The sequence below is a fragment of the Rhizobium sp. CRRU65 genome, from assembly GCF_048551595.1.
Lineage (GTDB): Bacteria > Pseudomonadota > Alphaproteobacteria > Rhizobiales > Rhizobiaceae > Rhizobium > Rhizobium leguminosarum_J.
Genome location: NZ_JBLYZH010000003.1, coordinates 300,721 through 315,658, shown reverse-complemented (window position 1 = coordinate 315,658; position 14,938 = coordinate 300,721). Strand labels below are relative to the sequence as shown.

Genomic DNA, 14,938 nt, shown 5'->3' with positions numbered 1-14,938 from the left:
TCGGTTGACCGATCAGCCCGCTGTCGCTTAGCCGATAAGCACGCTGTCGGCCTAGCCGATCAGCAAGGCGTCATCATCCAGCGTCTGGCCGCGCATCTTGCGGAACATCGCGATCAGATCCTCGACCTGCAATGTCTTGCGGCTGTCGCCGGCGACATCAAGCACGATCTCGCCGCCATGCAGCATCACCGTCCGATGGCCATAGTCGAGCGCCTGGCGCATCGAATGCGTCACCATCAGCGTTGTCAGCTTGCGCTCGGAAACGATTTTCTGGGTCAGGCCCATGATGAATTCCGCCATGCCGGGGTCGAGCGCCGCCGTATGTTCGTCGAGCAGCAGCACTTCCGAGCCCGCCAGCGTCGCCATGACGAGCGAGACCGCTTGGCGCTGGCCGCCGGAAAGCAGGTCCATGCGGTCCTTCATGCGGTTCTCCAGCCCGAGATTGAGCTCGGCGATCCTCTCGCGAAAATGGTCGCGCCGTTTTGCGCCAAGCGCCGAGACGAGCCCGCGCCGTTCGCCGCGTCGCGCGGCAAGCGCCAGGTTCTCCTCGATCGACAAGGCACCGCAGCTTCCGGTCAGCGGGTCCTGGAAGACACGGGCGACAAGTCCGGCGCGCGCCGCCGTCGTCTTGCGCGTCACGTCGCTATTGCCGATCAGCACCTGCCCTTCGCTTGCCAGCACATCGCCGGCGAGCACGCCGAGCAGCGTCGATTTGCCGGCGCCGTTCGAGCCGATGACGGTGACGAAGGAGCCTTCCTCGATCGTCAGGCTGACACCCGAGAGCGCCTGCTTCTGCAGCGGCGTGCCGCGCCCGAAGACGACCTTGATGTTCTTGAGGTTGATCACGACGCGGCACCTCCGCGCAAACGGGGAAGGATGAGCGCCACGGTCACCAGCACGGCCGTGACGAAATTAAGGTCGGATGCCTGCAGGCCGATGACGTCGCTCGAAAGCGCCAGCTGGATCGCGATGCGATAGAGGATCGAGCCGAGCACGCAGCCGATCAACGCGATCAGCAGACCGCGCCGCCCGAGCAGCGTCTCGCCGATGATGACGGCAGCCAGACCAACGACGATCGTGCCGACGCCCGAGGTGACGTCGGCAAAGCCGTTCGTTTGGGCAAACAGCGCACCGCCGAGCGCCACCAGCGCATTGGAGATCGCCATGCCGAGATAGATCTGCCGGCTGGTATCGACGCCCTGGGCCCGCGCCATCCTTGCATTGGCGCCGGTCGCCCGCATTGCCAGCCCGGCATCGCTTTCCAGGAAACGCCAGACCAGGATGAGCGCGATGACGACGAGAACACCGACGAAGAGCGGCCGGACGTAGAAATCGCGAAGGCCATGGCCGAAGAACGGGCTGATCATCGTGTCGGCATTGATAAGCGCGACATTGGGTTTGCCCATCACGCGCAGATTGACGGAAAACAGCGCGATCATCGTCAGGATCGAGGCGAGCAAATTGAGGATCTTGAAGCGCACGTTGAGCAGCGCCGTCACCATGCCTGCGGCGGCACCGGCGGCCATGGCGATCAGCGCTGCAAGCCAGGCGCTGACGCCGGCAATGATCAGCACGGCCGTCACCGCCGCGCCAAGCGGAAAGGAGCCATCGACCGTCAAGTCGGGGAAATCCAGAACACGGAAGGCGAGATAGACGCCGAGAGCGACGAAGGAATAGACCAGTCCGAGTTCGACGGCCCCCCAGAATGCGATTTGGCTCAAGGCTTCCGCCCCTCTTCTGTCCGTTTCCGCTCCGCGCCCTGCGCGAAACATCAGGCTTTTAATACCATCAGCCGCCCCCGTGTGGAACGGGAGCGGCTGCAAACTCGATCAGCGACGGCAGTCGCCTTGTTATTCGATGACTTTGGTAGCGCGGGAAAGCACGCTCTGCGGCAGTGTGACCCCCATCTTCTCGGCCGCAGCCTTGTTGACGACGAGGTCGCTGCCGGCGGCAGTCTTGACCGCGATGTCGCCCGGGTTCTCGCCCTTCAGCACACGCACGACGATCTCGCCGGTCTGCTTGCCGACATCATAATAGTTGAAGCCGAGGGCGGCGATCGATCCACGCGAAACCGAATCCGTATCGGCGGTAAAGAGCGGCAGCTTGCTCTCCTCGGCCACCGCGACAGCGCCTTCGAGCGCTGAGATGATCGTGTTGTCGGTCGGAATGTAGATCACATCGGCGCGGCCGACGAGCGCGCGTGTCGCACCCTGGACCTCGGCCGATTTGGTGGCAGCCGATTCGACTACCTTCAGGCCAGCCTTTTCGGCTTCAGCTTTCAACACGGCGAGCAGCGAAACGGAATTCGCCTCGCCGGAATTGTAGAGATAGCCGATGGTTTTCACATCGGGCAGGATTTCCTTGATCAGCGCGAGGTGCTCGGCGACCGGCGACATATCGGAGAGGCCGGTGACATTGCCGCCGGGCTTGTCCATGTTCTTGACGAGCTGGGCGCCGAGCGGATCGGACACGGCCGTGAAGACGACAGGAATGTCGCGCGTCGAGGAGACGACGGCCTGGGCCGAGGGTGTCGAGATCGGCACGATGACATTGGGCTCGTCACCGGCGAACTGGCGGGCGATCTGGGCTGCCGTCGCCGGATTGCCCTGCGCCGATTCGAACACGAATTTCAGGTTCTCGCCTTCCTTGTAGCCGGCAGCCGTCAGCGCATCGAGAACGCCCTTGCGCGCCGCATCCAGCGCCGGATGTTCGACGATCGCCGTCACGGCGACGGTGACATCATCGGCCTTTGCGGGCAGGGAAAGGGCCAAAGTGGCGGCAAGAGCGAGCAAAATCGGGCGCATGGGGATCCTCCTGAATGATTTTGGGGGCACTTTTAGGAAAAGTGCCCCCTGAAATCAATCGCGGAGAATTGTAGCGAGGATCAAACTTGCTGATCAGTCGTCGGCGCCATGATTGGCGATCATCATCGCCTCGAAGGCCAAACGATCGGTCTTGCGCATGCGTTCCGACTCCGATTTCAGCTGGCCGCAGGCGGCAAGAATGTCGCGACCGCGGGGTGTGCGGATCGGCGAGGCATAGCCTGCCGAATTGATGAAATCGGCGAACTTCTCGATCTGCTCCCAGTCCGAACACTGGTAATTGGTGCCGGGCCACGGATTGAACGGAATGAGGTTGATCTTTGCCGGCACGCCCTTCAGGAGCTTGATCAGCCCCTTGGCGTCTTCCAGGCTGTCGTTGACATCCTTCAGCATCACATACTCGAAGGTGATGCGCCGTGCGTTCGAAAGGCCAGGATAGGTCCGGCAGGCTTCGATCAGCTCCTTCAGCGGATACTTCTTGTTGATCGGCACCAGAAGGTCGCGCAGATCGTCGCGCACCGCATGCAGCGAAATCGCCAGCATGACGCCGATTTCCTCGCCGGTGCGGAAGATCTCCGGCACAACGCCAGAAGTAGAAAGCGTCACGCGGCGCCTGGACAGCGACAGGCCGTCACCATCCGTGGCGATCAGCAATGCCTGTTTGACGGCATCGAAGTTATAAAGCGGCTCACCCATGCCCATCATGACGATGTTGCTGACCTTGCGGCCCTCGGCAGGCATGATCGTGCCCTGCGGCGCTTCACGGTCCGGGAAATCCCCAAGCCGGTCGCGGGCAAGCAGCAGCTGCGAAAGAATTTCCTCCGCTGTCAGGTTGCGCACCAGACGCTGTGTCCCGGTATGACAGAAGGAACAGGTGAGCGTGCAGCCGACCTGGCTGGAAAGACAGAGCGTACCGCGGCCCTCTTCCGGAATGTAGACGGCCTCGATCTCGACTGGACGCCCGGCGCCGCGGGCGGGAAAGCGCAGCAGCCATTTGCGCGTGCCGTCGTTGGAGACCTGCTCCTCGACGATCTCGGGACGTTCGATGGTGAAATGCTGCTTCAGCATCTCCCGCATGTCCTTGGCGACATTCGTCATATGGTCGAAGTCAGAGACCCCGCGCACATAGATCCAGTTCCAGAGCTGCGAGACGCGCATCTTGATCTGCTTCTCGGCCACACCCTTTTCCCGGAGTGCCGCCCCCATCTCCTCGCGTGACAGCCCGATCAGGGACGGCTTCTCGAAGCCGGAAGCGGCACGAGGCGCCTGAGGCGTGATGACATCAATCGCATCCATGACGGACATAGTCTTTCATCCCGAATTCGAACACGTAACCGCCCCGCAAACCCTGCGAACTTCAGGGCTGAGCCGGAAGACTGGCGGGTGCATGACGGCACATTGGCAGAAATTGAATGGCGGAACGGCGACTGATATCGCGATCTGTCCGCTGTTGCGCGGCCTTTAGCATCATTTTGCCCGCGCGTCACTATAGATGGAAACGACAAGAGCCGGCGCAAGGCCGGCCCTCGAAGCTCTGACAACAAAAAAGCTTACTTGCAGGTTTCGATCTGCTTCAGCGCAGCCGAGATACCCGAGAGCGAATAGCTGTAGGAGGTGCCGGTGCCCTTGCGCGAAACGGCATTGACCGTCATCGAATGACCGGTCTTCATCGCGGCGACGAGGGCCGGCTCCTGCGCCGCGTTCTCGACCCATCCGGCCTTGTCCTTGGTGAACATCACGAAGGTCTTGTTGTCGATGACGACGTTGATCTTCGAATTTTCCTTGACCGTGTAGCCCATCATCGCCTGCGGCTCGTAGGAGATGTTCTGGCCCGGACGTTGGGAGACGATGAAGAAATTGTCGCCGTGGTCGACGCTTGCCGGCTGCTTTGCCGTCGGAACGGACAGCACGTAGCAGACGGTGCTGCTGCCCGACTTGTAGGAGTAAGCGCCCCATGCCTGGAACTGCTGGATGCGGTTCGGCGCGGCCTGCTGCGCTGTCGCAACTCCGGCCATAACAAGGGTGAGTGCGAGAGCGGATACGATACTTTTTACAAACATGGATTCCTGCCGGTTCTTGCGATTCAAGGCCCGAAGCGATCATAGCGGGCGCCGCATAATCACGATCTGCTTTATTTTGACTTAATTCAGGTTACCAAATGGTCAACGATAGCTGCGATTTGTATGTGCCTGTGTCATTTCAGCTCGAGTGTCAATTTTCGCCCCTTTGACGGTATCGACCGCGACACCGTGCCCCAATGGCACTGGCCGTCCGTTCGGCTGAATTTAAGACACAAAGATTCAGGCAAGAGTTTGACCTTTCCCAAATCCGTTGTACCTCAGTAAGACTTGGAAATCCGAGACGAAATTATTGCCGCAGGGGGCTGGTGAGGGGATATGGATGCCGAGGAAAGACAGCGTTTCGCTGCCCTCGCGAAGGCCGTCGCGAACGATCGCGACCAGCAGGCCTTTTCCATCCTGTTCGACTATTTCGCACCCCGCCTGAAAGCCTGGCTGATGCGCCAGAGGATGACATCAGGCGAGGCTGAGGAACTGGTCCAGGAGATCATGATCGTGCTCTGGCACAAGGCAGAGCTCTACGATGCCACGCGATCTTCCCTCTCGACCTGGCTTTTCCGTATTGCCCGTAACCGCCGCATCGACATGCAGCGGCGCGCCAACACCCGCATCTTCGATGAGACCGATCCGGCCCTGCAGCCGCCGGCCGATATCGGCGCGGAAGAAATCATCGCCAATGACGATCGCGACGCCAAGATACGCGCCGCCGTCGGCCAATTGCCGGAGGAACAGCGCGACATGCTGCGAGCCGCCTTCTTCCTCGGTCAATCGCATTCGGAGATCGCCGAAGCGACCGGACTGCCGCTCGGCACGGTGAAGTCGCGTATCCGGCTTGCCTTCGGCAAGCTCCGCAAGGTGCTGGAACGCGAAATCGCCTGACGAATGTCGCCCAAAGTGGGCAGCGGTTTTGGAAGGACGAAAGATCGCGACGCGCTTTAGATCGTCTTCATCGCTTCTTCCGGCCGGTCGGCGAGAACGCGGTCGGCCGCTTCGTAGTGGCCCGGCCGGATGTGGCCGCGCACCATGGCGAAGGCAGCCGAGAGCACGGCGATGTCGTCGGAAAAGCCGATGACGGCGAAAATATCCGGGATCATGTCGATCGGCATGACGAAATAGGCGAGTGCTGCAAGCAGTACGCCGCGCACCTTCGTCGGCGTCTGCGGATCGAGCGCGCAATAGAAACCGGCAACGACATCGCGCGAGAACGGGATCTGCCGCACGGCCCGCCGGAATGTCGGCCAGAATTTCTGCCTGACGGTCTTCTCGCGCCGGCTCTGGGTGTCCTCGTCGCCCGGCAACAGGATTTCCCCGAATTTGACCTCGTCCATCCCTGCATCCCTTTTGTCCATGCGAACATATGGTGACGGCGCCCAGTCTTTCAATCGGCCCCTTTCAATCGGCCCCGCTTTCAAGCAACACGTCGCGCCGCAGCCTTCTCCATGGCTTTGGCGAGCTTGAAATCCAGCTCCGTCAGCCCGCCGGCATCATGCGTGTTCAGCGTCACATCCACCCTGGAATAGACGTTGAACCATTCGGGATGGTGGTTGAGCTTCTCGGCCGCAAGTGCTGCCTGCGTCATGAAACCGAAAGCCTCGACGAAATTTGCGAACTTGAACGTCTTCGATATTGACGAACCCGCATCATTGAGCGCCCAGCCCGAAAGCTCGGTCAGCTCAGCCTCAACCGCCGTCCGTTCCAGTTTTTCCATTTTCATGCCATGCTCCTCTTCTCTGTCCGACAGGTTCACCGATGAAACGCATCAGCATCCTTTTCGTTTGCATGGGCAATATATGCCGTTCTCCACTCGCGGAGGGAATTTTTGGCCACCTCGTCGCGGAGGCCGGCTTGCCCGGCGATTTTACGATCGCTTCCGCCGGCACCGGCGGCTGGCATGAAGGCGATCCGCCCGACCGGCGTTCGATCGCCACCGCGAAAAATCACGGCATCGACATATCGGGGCAGCGCGCCCGGCGCATTCAGCCGAGGGATTTCAGGGATTTCGATCTGATCCTCGCCATGGACCGTGACAACCTGGCGGCACTCGAAAAGAGCGCGCCGCATGGTGCGAATATCCGCCTTTTCGGTGATACCGCGCTGGGAACGGGAGAGGATATTCCCGATCCCTATTATGGCGGCCCTGAAGGTTTCGAGCTGGTCTACACCAGGCTCTTGACCGGCTGCTGCAGGCTGCTCGAAACGCTGGGCGTCGAGCGTGCCTCGTGCAACGGGAACACTTCCTCGGTGAGGTAAGGCCCTCCACCGACCGATTCGCGCGACGAAAGCAGCACGAAGCGCGGTGCGGTGAAGGTTGTTGTGTGGAAGTTGCCGCGTCCGGCCAGATATTGCACGACATCGTCGAGCCGCGAGGATTTCAGCCGCGCCAGCGTCACATGCGGCATGAATTTGCGGGGATCCGGCGGCAGCCCGATGCGCTGGCAGATCCGCTCGATCTCGCCCTGCAGGGCATACATTTCAGGCGATTGCGAGACGCCGGCCCAGACCGAATGCGGTTTCTTCGAGCCGAAGGAACCGATGCCTTCCAGCCGGAACTGGAATTCCGGCCGGTCGATCCGGTCGAGGCGTTCAACGATTTCATCGGCCGTGCGGCCGTCGACATCACCGATGAAGCGCAGGGTGATGTGGTAATTCTCCACATCGATCCATCGTGCTCCGGGGAGGCCACCGCGCAGCAATGAAAGACTCATCGCCGCATTGCGCGGAATTTCGAGGGCGGTAAACAGTCTCGGCATCACGAGCACTCCCCGAATCTTTTGCAGGTGCTCACACGGAATCATGCAATCAATAACCGCGCAAGCCCCTATTTCTTCACAGAAGAAATCGTTTCGACGAAATTTGTGACAGCAGGCTCCATCTTTTCGACCATGACGTCGACACCTTTCGTATTTGGATGCATGCCGTCGTCAAGCTTCAACCCAGCCTCCAGCGCGACGCCGTCGAGGAAGAAGGCATAGAGTGGAAGCCCATGTTTTTCCGAGAGCTTCTGGTAGATCGGGTTGAATCGTGCGGCATAATCCGCTCCCATGTTCGGCGGCGCTATGATACCGGCGAGCAGCACGGCAATCCCTCGCTCCTTTAGTCGGATAATCATCTGATCGAGATTCTTCGCGCTCTCCTCTGGCGGGATGCCGCGCAACGCGTCATTGGCGCCAAGCTCGAGAATGACCCCATCGGTGCCGTCGGGTACCGACCAGTCGATGCGCGCAAGGCCCCCTGTCGTCGTGTCGCCGGAGACCCCGGCATTGGCGATGGCGACGTCGAGGCCCTTCGCTTTCAGGGCCGCCTGCAGCTTTTCCGGAAAGCCGTCGCCGGGCGGCAACTGATAGCCCGCCATCAAACTGTCCCCAAAACCGACGAGATTGATCGTCCGGGCATTGGCTGCAGTGGAAAGGATCAGCGAGACTGCGATGACGGTGAATTGAAGGGCGGCAACTTTAAATCTCATTCCAGCTTCCCTAGATTGGCGAAGTGCCGTTATGCGGCCATTCGATTACGGACTTATATAGGGCGATTTCTGTTGGCAAAAACCATTATCGAGTTGAAGGGCGCCGATCTGACCCTCGGCAGCGCAGCCGCCTCCGTCCATGTCTTAAAGGGCATCGATCTCGATATCGCGGCCGGTGAATCCGTCGGCATCGTCGGTCCTTCCGGCTCCGGCAAGTCCACGCTGCTGATGGTGCTTGCGGGACTGGAGAAGCTCGACAGCGGTGAGATCAACATCAACGATACGCCCCTCCACAGCCTCAGTGAGGACCAGGTCGCCGATTTCCGCGGCCGCAACATCGGCATCGTCTTCCAATCCTTCCACTTGATCGCCAACATGACGGCGCTGGAAAACGTCGCCGTGCCGCTCGAACTCGCCAATGTCGGCAACGCCTTTGAGATCGCTCATCGCGAGCTGAAGTCGGTCGGCCTCGGCGAACGGCTGAACCACTATCCCGGTCAGCTTTCCGGCGGTGAACAGCAGCGCGTGGCGATTGCCAGGGCGCTCGCCCCCTCGCCTGCCCTGCTGATCGCCGACGAGCCGACCGGCAATCTCGATACCGAGACCGGCCGCCAGATCGCCGACCTCCTGTTCGCCAAGCAGGCCGAACGCGGCACGACCCTGCTTCTCGTCACCCACGACGTCTCGCTCGCAAACCGATGCTCGCGCCAGATTCGCGTCCGCTCCGGCCGGATCGAAGGCGACAGCGCCGCCCGCCGCAGCGAAGCGGCGATCGCATGAGGATCATCACGCCACGCGTCTCGCTCGCTTTTCGCCTGGCGCTGCGTGAGCTGCGCGGCGGCATCCGCGGCTTCTACATCTTCCTTGCCTGCATCGCGCTCGGCACCGGCGCGATTGCCGCCGTCAATTCCGTTTCGCAGTCGATCACCGACACAATCGCCTCGCAGGGGCAGGAACTGCTGGCCGGCGACGTCCGTTTCGAACTCAACAACCGCGAAGCCACGCCTGAGGAGTTGGGTTTCCTCGAAGGCCTCGGCACCGTTTCAGTGTCGACAGGCCTGCGCTCAATGGCCCGCAAGCCCGACGGTTCCGATCAGGCGCTGGTCGAGGTCAAGGCCGTCGATGACGCTTACCCGCTCTACGGCAAGTTCGTGGCCGAGCCGGACTATTCGCTTGCAGCCCTGCTTTCGGGCCAAGGCGGCACCTATGGTGCGGTCGCAGCGCCACTGCTTCTCGATCGGCTCGGGCTTGCGGTGGGCGACGAATTGCTGCTCGGCAACGTCAAGCTCAGCATCACCGGCACGGTGAAAACCGAGCCGGATGCACTGTCGGAAGGTTTTGGCTTTGCGCCGCGCCTGCTTGTCAGCCGCCAGGCGCTCCAAGCCTCCGGACTGATCCAGACCGGAAGCCTGGTCGAACATGCCTATAAGATCCGGCTGGGCGACAAGGGCGCGATGTCGGGCATCCAGGCGCGCGCCTCGAAGGAATTCCCCTCCGCCGGCTGGGCGATCCGCACCAGCGACCGTGCCGCGCCCTCGCTCACCGAAAACATCACCCGCTTCTCGCAGTTCCTGACGCTGGTCGGCCTCACCGCACTGATCGTCGGTGGCGTCGGTGTCGCCAATGCGGTGCGCGCCTTCCTCGATTCCAAACGCACCACCATCGCCACCTTCAAATGCCTCGGCGCCCCGGCGCAGGTCGTCGTTCTGATCTATCTCTTCCAGATCGCCATCATCGCTCTCGGCGGCATCCTGATCGGCCTCGTCATCGGCGCCCTGTCGCCGATGCTGGCCGCGCAGTTCCTGGCGCAATTCCTGCCGGTCTCGACCGCGCCGACCCTCTACCCCGGCGCCCTGCTGCTCGCCACGCTCTTCGGCATCCTGACGACGCTCGCCTTCGCCATCCTGCCGCTCGGCCACGCCCGCGAAGTGCCGGCGACCGCACTTTTCCGCGAGCAGGGCTTCGAGGCCCGGCACCTGCCCTCCTGGCCCTACATCCTGCTTGCCGCCCTGTTCATGGCCGCCCTTGCAGGGCTTGCTATTCTCACCGCCTATGACCGCTTCATCGCCGTCGTCTTCGTCGGCGCGATCGTCTTCGCCTTCGTCGTCCTGCGCCTGGTCGCCGCGCTGATCGCCTGGCTCGCGCGCCGCAGCCCGCGCGTCAATTCGCCGGCACTGCGGCTTGCGATCGGCAACATTCACCGCCCCGGCGCACTGACGCCCTCAGTCGTGCTCTCGCTCGGCCTTGGCCTGGCATTGCTGGTGACGCTGACCCTGATCGACGGGAACCTGCGCCGGCAGCTGACCGGCCGGATGAACGAGGGTGCGCCGAACTTCTTCTTCGTCGATATCCAAAGCGCCGAGGTCGGCGCCTTCCGCAATCTCGTCCAGAGCCAAGCGCCGCAGGGCAAGCTCGTCGAAGTGCCGATGCTGCGCGGCCGGATCATCGCCTTCAACGGCGAGGACGTCACCAAGATGAACGTTCCGGCCGCCGGCCGCTGGGTGCTGAACGGCGATCGCGGCATCACCTATGGCGAAACCCTGCCTGAAAACGCCGCCCTCACCGAAGGCAAATGGTGGGACAAGGATTACAGCGGCGAGCCGCTCGTCTCCTTCTCCTCGGAAGAGGCGCATGAGCTCGGCCTCAAGATCGGCGATAAGGTCACCGTCAACGTGCTCGGCCGCAATATCACGGCGAAGATCGCCAATCTGCGCCGCGTCGAGTGGGAATCGCTGTCGATCAATTTCGTCATGGTCTTCTCGCCGAATACCTTCCGCGGCGCCCCGCATGCGTGGCTCGCGACCCTGACCGATCCCTCTTCGACACCGGCCGAAGATGCGGCGATCCTGAAAACCGTCACCAACACCTATCCGACGATCACCAGTGTGCGCGTCAAGGACGCGATCGATATCGTCAACCAGCTGGTCGCACAGCTCGCGACCGCGATCCGCGCTGCGGCCTCCGTCGCCCTTTTCGCTTCCATCCTCGTCCTTGCCGGCGCGCTTGCCGCCGGAAACCGGGCGCGCACCCACGACGCGGTGGTGCTGAAGACGCTCGGCGCCACGCGCGCCATGCTGATCCGCGCCTTCAGCTACGAATATCTAATCCTCGGCCTCGCGACTGCGATCTTCGCGCTGATCGCCGGCAGCGTCGCCGCCTGGTTCATCGTCGCCCGCATCATGCGTCTGCCCTCGACCTTTCTGCCCGACGTCGCGGGACTGACGCTTGTCACCGCGCTCGTCCTGACCGTCGGCATCGGCCTGATCGGCACCTGGCGCATCCTCGGGCAGAAGGCGGCACCCGTCTTGCGCGAGCTTTGACCGGGCAGCGGCACCCAAACCCTTCACCTTACGGCGATTTAACCGATCGAGCCTTTGCAAGCCTCTTGTTTGCAAACGGCGAAAGCCTCATATTATCCGCAGGCATGCTGGAGCTCCGCAGCGGCGCCCGGGTCGAAAACCCCGACACCGTATTTCCATCGGAGCTTGTAAGAGGAAACTATGGCTGATCTTCGTAACTATCAAAGCCGCGCTCAGACCGGCGAGATGATTGATCAAGGCCTGCGCGCTTATATGCTCAAGGTCTACAACCTGATGGCGCTGGGTCTGGCGATCACCGGTGTGGCCGCATATCTGTCGTTCCAATTCGCCTTCGCCAATGGCGAGCTGACCGCTTTCGGTCAGGCGATCTATGTAAGCCCGCTGAAGTGGGTGGTCATTCTGGCGCCGCTCGCTCTGGTGTTCTTCCTGAGCTTCCGGATCAATACGATGACGGTGGCCGCCGCCCAGACGACCTTTGCGGTCTACGCCGCGCTCGTCGGCCTGTCGCTTTCGTCGATCTTCCTGATCTACACGGGTCAGAGCGTCGTTCAGACCTTCTTCGTCACCGCCGCCTCCTTTGGCGCGCTGTCGCTTTACGGCTACACGACGAAGCGTAATCTGTCGGCGATGGGTTCGTTCCTGATGATGGGTCTTTTCGGCTTGATCATCGCCTCGATCGTCAACATCTTCCTGGCGTCGTCTGCCGTGCAGTTCGCCATCTCGGTGCTCGGCGTCCTGATCTTCGCAGGCCTCACCGCCTACGATACCCAGCGGATCAAGGAATTGTACCTGGAAGCCGATGACGTTGCCGTGGCCGGTCGCAAGGCGATCATGGGTGCGCTGACGCTCTATCTCGACTTCATCAACCTCTTCATGTTCCTGCTGCAGTTCATGGGCAACCGTAAATAAGCAGGACCGACTGAGATCGAAAAGGCGGCTTCGGCCGCCTTTTTTGTTGCCTAGGCTTTCACGGAATGGTTTTAGAAAGTCCTTTCCGCCCTTATGGATATGCTGCTGAAATGTCCTTCCTCCTGCGCGATGCTTCGAACGCCGATATTCCTGCCATTGCCGATATCTATCGCGAATCGGTCCTGAACGGCGTCGCGAGCTATGAGATCGTCCCGCCCTCCGAGGCCGAGATGGCACTACGTTTTTCGGCGATCGTCGGCCAGCAATATCCCTATATTGCCGCAACCGATGCGGATGGAACTCTGCTCGGCTACGCCTATGCCTCGGCCTTCCGCACGCGTCCTGCCTATCGCTGGCTGGTCGAGGATTCGATTTATCTGGCGCCGCAAGCCCGCGGCCGCGGCATTGGCAAGGCGCTGCTCGCCGAACTGATCACCCGCTGCACCACCCTCGGCTTTCGTCAGATGGCGGCCGTCATCGGTGGCGCCAGCCCCGCCTCGATCGCGCTCCATCGCAAGGCTGGCTTCGAGGAGGTCGGCCTGATGAAGGGCACCGGCTACAAGCACGGCCGCTGGCTGGATACGATGTTCATGCAGCGCCCCCTCGGCGAAGGCACGAGCACAGATCCGGACCCGTCAGCCTATCCCGGCACGCTGTAATGCGCCCTATTTGTCGACGAGCTTCAGGGCCTTGTCGAACACCTTCAGCACCTGGTTCAGCTCGTGACCGCGCTTCAGGATCGTGCCGTTGACGCTGATCACGCAATAGGCGCCCTGCTTGGCGGCGAGCTTCGGGTTTTTCTCGATGCGGAAGAGTGGCATTTCGCCGGAACGCTTGAAAACGGAAAAGACCGCCCTGTCCTTCAGGTGATCGATGGCGTAGTCGCGCCATTCACCATCACCGACCATCCGACCGTAGATCCAGAGGATCGCGTCCAGTTCGCGCCGGTGGAAGGTCACCGGAAGCGGGTCCTTGCTTTGCTTGTATTCCCTGAGATCGACGACGACTGAGGAACTGTGGTCGACGGAACGGCTTTCGCCGTGTCGCAAATCCGGCTGATCTGTCATCAGTCTCACAAGGCCTCCACATATGACAGGAGAGTGACAGTTTGCCCGAGCTGCCGCAAATTGCAAGAGTGCCGGCTGTCACATTCAGCCGCACTACAGCGCCGCGCGTCTCTCGCGCAAGGGCGCTGGGCAGGCCAACGGTTTCTCCGCAGCGCCGCATTTCAGTCAAAACAGCGCCTCATTTGCAGGAGATTTATGAGCTCCAGTTTGGCGCCAGCGCGCCAAAGGGCCCGGCGGAGCGTATCGACCTTAACCCCAGCCCCGAATACGCTCGGCCGGGCCGCCCCAGCATTTCATCCGCAGCCGGATGAAATTTCAGATATTTTTGCCAGCCATCACCACGGTCGCGCCAAGGATCGCAGCCGGATCGCCGTCTGCGGTTGCCGATTGAAGCAGAATCGCGCAGCCCTCGAGCTGCGGCCGTTGCAGCACGCTAGCCGGCAGCGTCAGACTGGTCGCCTTGCCGTCCCACATGCCGACGGTTTCGACATTGGTGACGCTGTGGAGATAGGAGATCTTCTGGCCGCTGTTCTCGCCCTTTTCGACGTCGATGGTCTTTTCCTTGTCGAAATAGACCATCACGACATTGGCTTTGCCCTGTCCCGCGCCGATCTTGATCTCCAGCTCATCGCCGCGCATCGCGGCACTGATCGGAACGGTCAGCCCATTGCCTTCGCTGCTATAGGTGTTGATCTGGCTGTTGATGCCATTGAGATCGGCGCCAGCCAGATGGCCGCGTCCATTGACGATCGCCTGCGGCGTGTAGACGTTGCTGCGGCCCATTGTCTTGGCATAGCCATACTGCCGCTCGGTATTTTCCTTGGAACTCAGCGTATCGGCCCAACCGAGATAGTTCCAGTAATCGACATGATAGGCGAGCGCGATGACATCGCCCTGGTTCACCAGCTTGCGGAAAGCGGCATCAGCAGGAGGACAGGAGGAGCAGCCCTGCGCCGTGAAGAGTTCGACGACACCTTTCGGTGTGCCGTCTTCGGCCTGCAACGGGCCTGAGAGAACAACGCCGGCGATCAGCGGAATCAAAAAACGGGGGGACATTCACCTGCACCTCTTTTTCAGCGCCGACGGCATGTTGGAACCGGAGGCCCTGACATATGAACGTACGAATAATCCTTCCGGGTCCAAACGAAAAGTCACGAACGGGTGAGACGTAGCTAGACGGGAACTTGCGTAAAACAAATCATCGTGAGCCCCGTTTAAAGACTGTCGCCGCAAAGAAAAACCGCCGGAAACTGCTCTCCGGCGGCCATTATCATGTGAG

At 61.3% G+C, this 14,938-nt stretch carries 17 protein-coding genes; 6 read left to right on the top strand and 11 right to left on the bottom strand.

Annotation, left to right across the window (positions count from 1 at the left end):
• Positions 1-51: 51 nt before the first annotated feature.
• From ACM5SV_RS07795 to ACM5SV_RS07775, 5 genes are all read right to left on the bottom strand, one after another.
• A complete protein-coding gene (locus ACM5SV_RS07795; protein ID WP_105007624.1) occupies positions 52-846 on the bottom strand; it encodes an ABC transporter ATP-binding protein in 795 nt (264 codons plus the stop codon).
• Positions 843-1,721 (bottom strand): ABC transporter permease, encoded by an 879-nt coding sequence (locus ACM5SV_RS07790; RefSeq protein WP_222014596.1) that lies wholly within the window; start codon positions 1,719-1,721, stop codon positions 843-845. The genes ACM5SV_RS07795 and ACM5SV_RS07790 overlap by 4 nt, the downstream gene beginning before the upstream one ends.
• A gap of 129 nt (positions 1,722-1,850) precedes the next feature.
• Positions 1,851-2,804, bottom strand: a complete 954-nt coding sequence (locus ACM5SV_RS07785) for an ABC transporter substrate-binding protein (protein WP_018481768.1) — start codon at positions 2,802-2,804, stop codon at positions 1,851-1,853.
• A gap of 93 nt (positions 2,805-2,897) precedes the next feature.
• Positions 2,898-4,127 carry a 23S rRNA (adenine(2503)-C(2))-methyltransferase RlmN gene (gene rlmN, locus ACM5SV_RS07780; RefSeq protein ID WP_128406556.1) on the bottom strand — a complete coding sequence of 410 codons (1,230 nt, stop codon included), beginning with the start codon at positions 4,125-4,127 and terminating at the stop codon, positions 2,898-2,900.
• Positions 4,128-4,372: 245 nt separating this feature from the next.
• On the bottom strand, positions 4,373-4,882 hold the full coding sequence (locus ACM5SV_RS07775; RefSeq protein WP_003543638.1) for an invasion associated locus B family protein: 510 nt from the start codon (positions 4,880-4,882) through the stop codon (positions 4,373-4,375).
• 336 nt (positions 4,883-5,218) lie between these two features.
• Between ACM5SV_RS07775 and ACM5SV_RS07770 the strand changes: the two genes are divergently transcribed.
• Entirely contained in the window at positions 5,219-5,779 is a 561-nt protein-coding gene (locus tag ACM5SV_RS07770; protein WP_012759346.1) for a sigma-70 family RNA polymerase sigma factor, read from the top strand.
• A 56-nt stretch (positions 5,780-5,835) separates the two neighbouring features.
• Here ACM5SV_RS07770 and ACM5SV_RS07765 read toward each other — a convergent pair whose 3' ends face one another.
• Both ACM5SV_RS07765 and ACM5SV_RS07760 read right to left on the bottom strand, forming a co-directional pair.
• Positions 5,836-6,228, bottom strand: a complete 393-nt coding sequence (locus tag ACM5SV_RS07765) for a YkvA family protein (protein ID WP_012759347.1) — start codon at positions 6,226-6,228, stop codon at positions 5,836-5,838.
• An 80-nt stretch (positions 6,229-6,308) separates the two neighbouring features.
• Positions 6,309-6,614 (bottom strand): 4a-hydroxytetrahydrobiopterin dehydratase, encoded by a 306-nt coding sequence (locus ACM5SV_RS07760; protein ID WP_012759348.1) that lies wholly within the window; start codon positions 6,612-6,614, stop codon positions 6,309-6,311.
• A 35-nt stretch (positions 6,615-6,649) separates the two neighbouring features.
• Here ACM5SV_RS07760 and ACM5SV_RS07755 point away from each other — a divergent pair, with 35 nt between their 5' ends.
• Positions 6,650-7,150: a low molecular weight protein-tyrosine-phosphatase gene (locus tag ACM5SV_RS07755; RefSeq protein ID WP_222014598.1), complete on the top strand. Its 501-nt coding sequence runs from the start codon at positions 6,650-6,652 to the stop codon at positions 7,148-7,150.
• Here the strand turns inward: ACM5SV_RS07755 and thpR are convergent.
• A complete protein-coding gene (thpR, locus tag ACM5SV_RS07750; protein ID WP_029870906.1) occupies positions 7,057-7,650 on the bottom strand; it encodes an RNA 2',3'-cyclic phosphodiesterase in 594 nt (197 codons plus the stop codon). The two genes, ACM5SV_RS07755 and thpR, sit on opposite strands and share 94 nt — an antisense overlap.
• Positions 7,651-7,718: 68 nt before the next feature.
• Complete coding sequence (locus ACM5SV_RS07745) at positions 7,719-8,363, bottom strand: arylesterase (protein WP_222014600.1); 645 nt, start codon at positions 8,361-8,363, stop codon at positions 7,719-7,721.
• A 72-nt stretch (positions 8,364-8,435) separates the two neighbouring features.
• Here ACM5SV_RS07745 and ACM5SV_RS07740 point away from each other — a divergent pair, with 72 nt between their 5' ends.
• The 4 genes from ACM5SV_RS07740 (at position 8,436) to ACM5SV_RS07725 (ending at position 13,251) form a co-directional block, all read left to right on the top strand.
• A complete protein-coding gene (locus ACM5SV_RS07740; protein ID WP_017995437.1) occupies positions 8,436-9,143 on the top strand; it encodes an ABC transporter ATP-binding protein in 708 nt (235 codons plus the stop codon).
• Complete coding sequence (locus tag ACM5SV_RS07735) at positions 9,140-11,683, top strand: ABC transporter permease (protein WP_222014602.1); 2,544 nt, start codon at positions 9,140-9,142, stop codon at positions 11,681-11,683. The genes ACM5SV_RS07740 and ACM5SV_RS07735 overlap by 4 nt, the downstream gene beginning before the upstream one ends.
• Positions 11,684-11,863: 180 nt before the next feature.
• Entirely contained in the window at positions 11,864-12,592 is a 729-nt protein-coding gene (locus tag ACM5SV_RS07730; RefSeq protein ID WP_012759353.1) for a Bax inhibitor-1/YccA family protein, read from the top strand.
• A 110-nt stretch (positions 12,593-12,702) separates the two neighbouring features.
• A complete protein-coding gene (locus ACM5SV_RS07725) occupies positions 12,703-13,251 on the top strand; it encodes a GNAT family N-acetyltransferase (protein ID WP_222014604.1) in 549 nt (182 codons plus the stop codon).
• 6 nt (positions 13,252-13,257) lie between these two features.
• Here the strand turns inward: ACM5SV_RS07725 and ACM5SV_RS07720 are convergent, their stop codons facing one another.
• Complete coding sequence (locus ACM5SV_RS07720; RefSeq protein WP_041935591.1) at positions 13,258-13,659, bottom strand: DUF2794 domain-containing protein; 402 nt, start codon at positions 13,657-13,659, stop codon at positions 13,258-13,260.
• Between the two features lie 315 nt (positions 13,660-13,974).
• Entirely contained in the window at positions 13,975-14,715 is a 741-nt protein-coding gene (locus ACM5SV_RS07715) for a DUF1223 domain-containing protein (RefSeq protein WP_017995441.1), read from the bottom strand.
• Positions 14,716-14,938: the final 223 nt, after the last annotated feature.

Coding starts and splice junctions, on each gene's coding strand:
- thpR (WP_029870906.1), bottom strand. CDS start 7,650: ATGCCGAGACTGTTTACCGCCCTCGAAATTCCGCGCAATGCGGCGATG.
- ACM5SV_RS07755 (WP_222014598.1), top strand. CDS start 6,650: ATGAAACGCATCAGCATCCTTTTCGTTTGCATGGGCAATATATGCCGT.
- ACM5SV_RS07730 (WP_012759353.1), top strand. CDS start 11,864: ATGGCTGATCTTCGTAACTATCAAAGCCGCGCTCAGACCGGCGAGATG.
- ACM5SV_RS07735 (WP_222014602.1), top strand. CDS start 9,140: ATGAGGATCATCACGCCACGCGTCTCGCTCGCTTTTCGCCTGGCGCTG.
- ACM5SV_RS07770 (WP_012759346.1), top strand. CDS start 5,219: ATGGATGCCGAGGAAAGACAGCGTTTCGCTGCCCTCGCGAAGGCCGTC.
- ACM5SV_RS07785 (WP_018481768.1), bottom strand. CDS start 2,804: ATGCGCCCGATTTTGCTCGCTCTTGCCGCCACTTTGGCCCTTTCCCTG.
- ACM5SV_RS07720 (WP_041935591.1), bottom strand. CDS start 13,659: ATGACAGATCAGCCGGATTTGCGACACGGCGAAAGCCGTTCCGTCGAC.
- ACM5SV_RS07725 (WP_222014604.1), top strand. CDS start 12,703: ATGTCCTTCCTCCTGCGCGATGCTTCGAACGCCGATATTCCTGCCATT.
- ACM5SV_RS07745 (WP_222014600.1), bottom strand. CDS start 8,363: ATGAGATTTAAAGTTGCCGCCCTTCAATTCACCGTCATCGCAGTCTCG.
- ACM5SV_RS07760 (WP_012759348.1), bottom strand. CDS start 6,614: ATGAAAATGGAAAAACTGGAACGGACGGCGGTTGAGGCTGAGCTGACC.
- ACM5SV_RS07715 (WP_017995441.1), bottom strand. CDS start 14,715: ATGTCCCCCCGTTTTTTGATTCCGCTGATCGCCGGCGTTGTTCTCTCA.
- rlmN (WP_128406556.1), bottom strand. CDS start 4,127: ATGTCCGTCATGGATGCGATTGATGTCATCACGCCTCAGGCGCCTCGT.
- ACM5SV_RS07775 (WP_003543638.1), bottom strand. CDS start 4,882: ATGTTTGTAAAAAGTATCGTATCCGCTCTCGCACTCACCCTTGTTATG.
- ACM5SV_RS07765 (WP_012759347.1), bottom strand. CDS start 6,228: ATGGACGAGGTCAAATTCGGGGAAATCCTGTTGCCGGGCGACGAGGAC.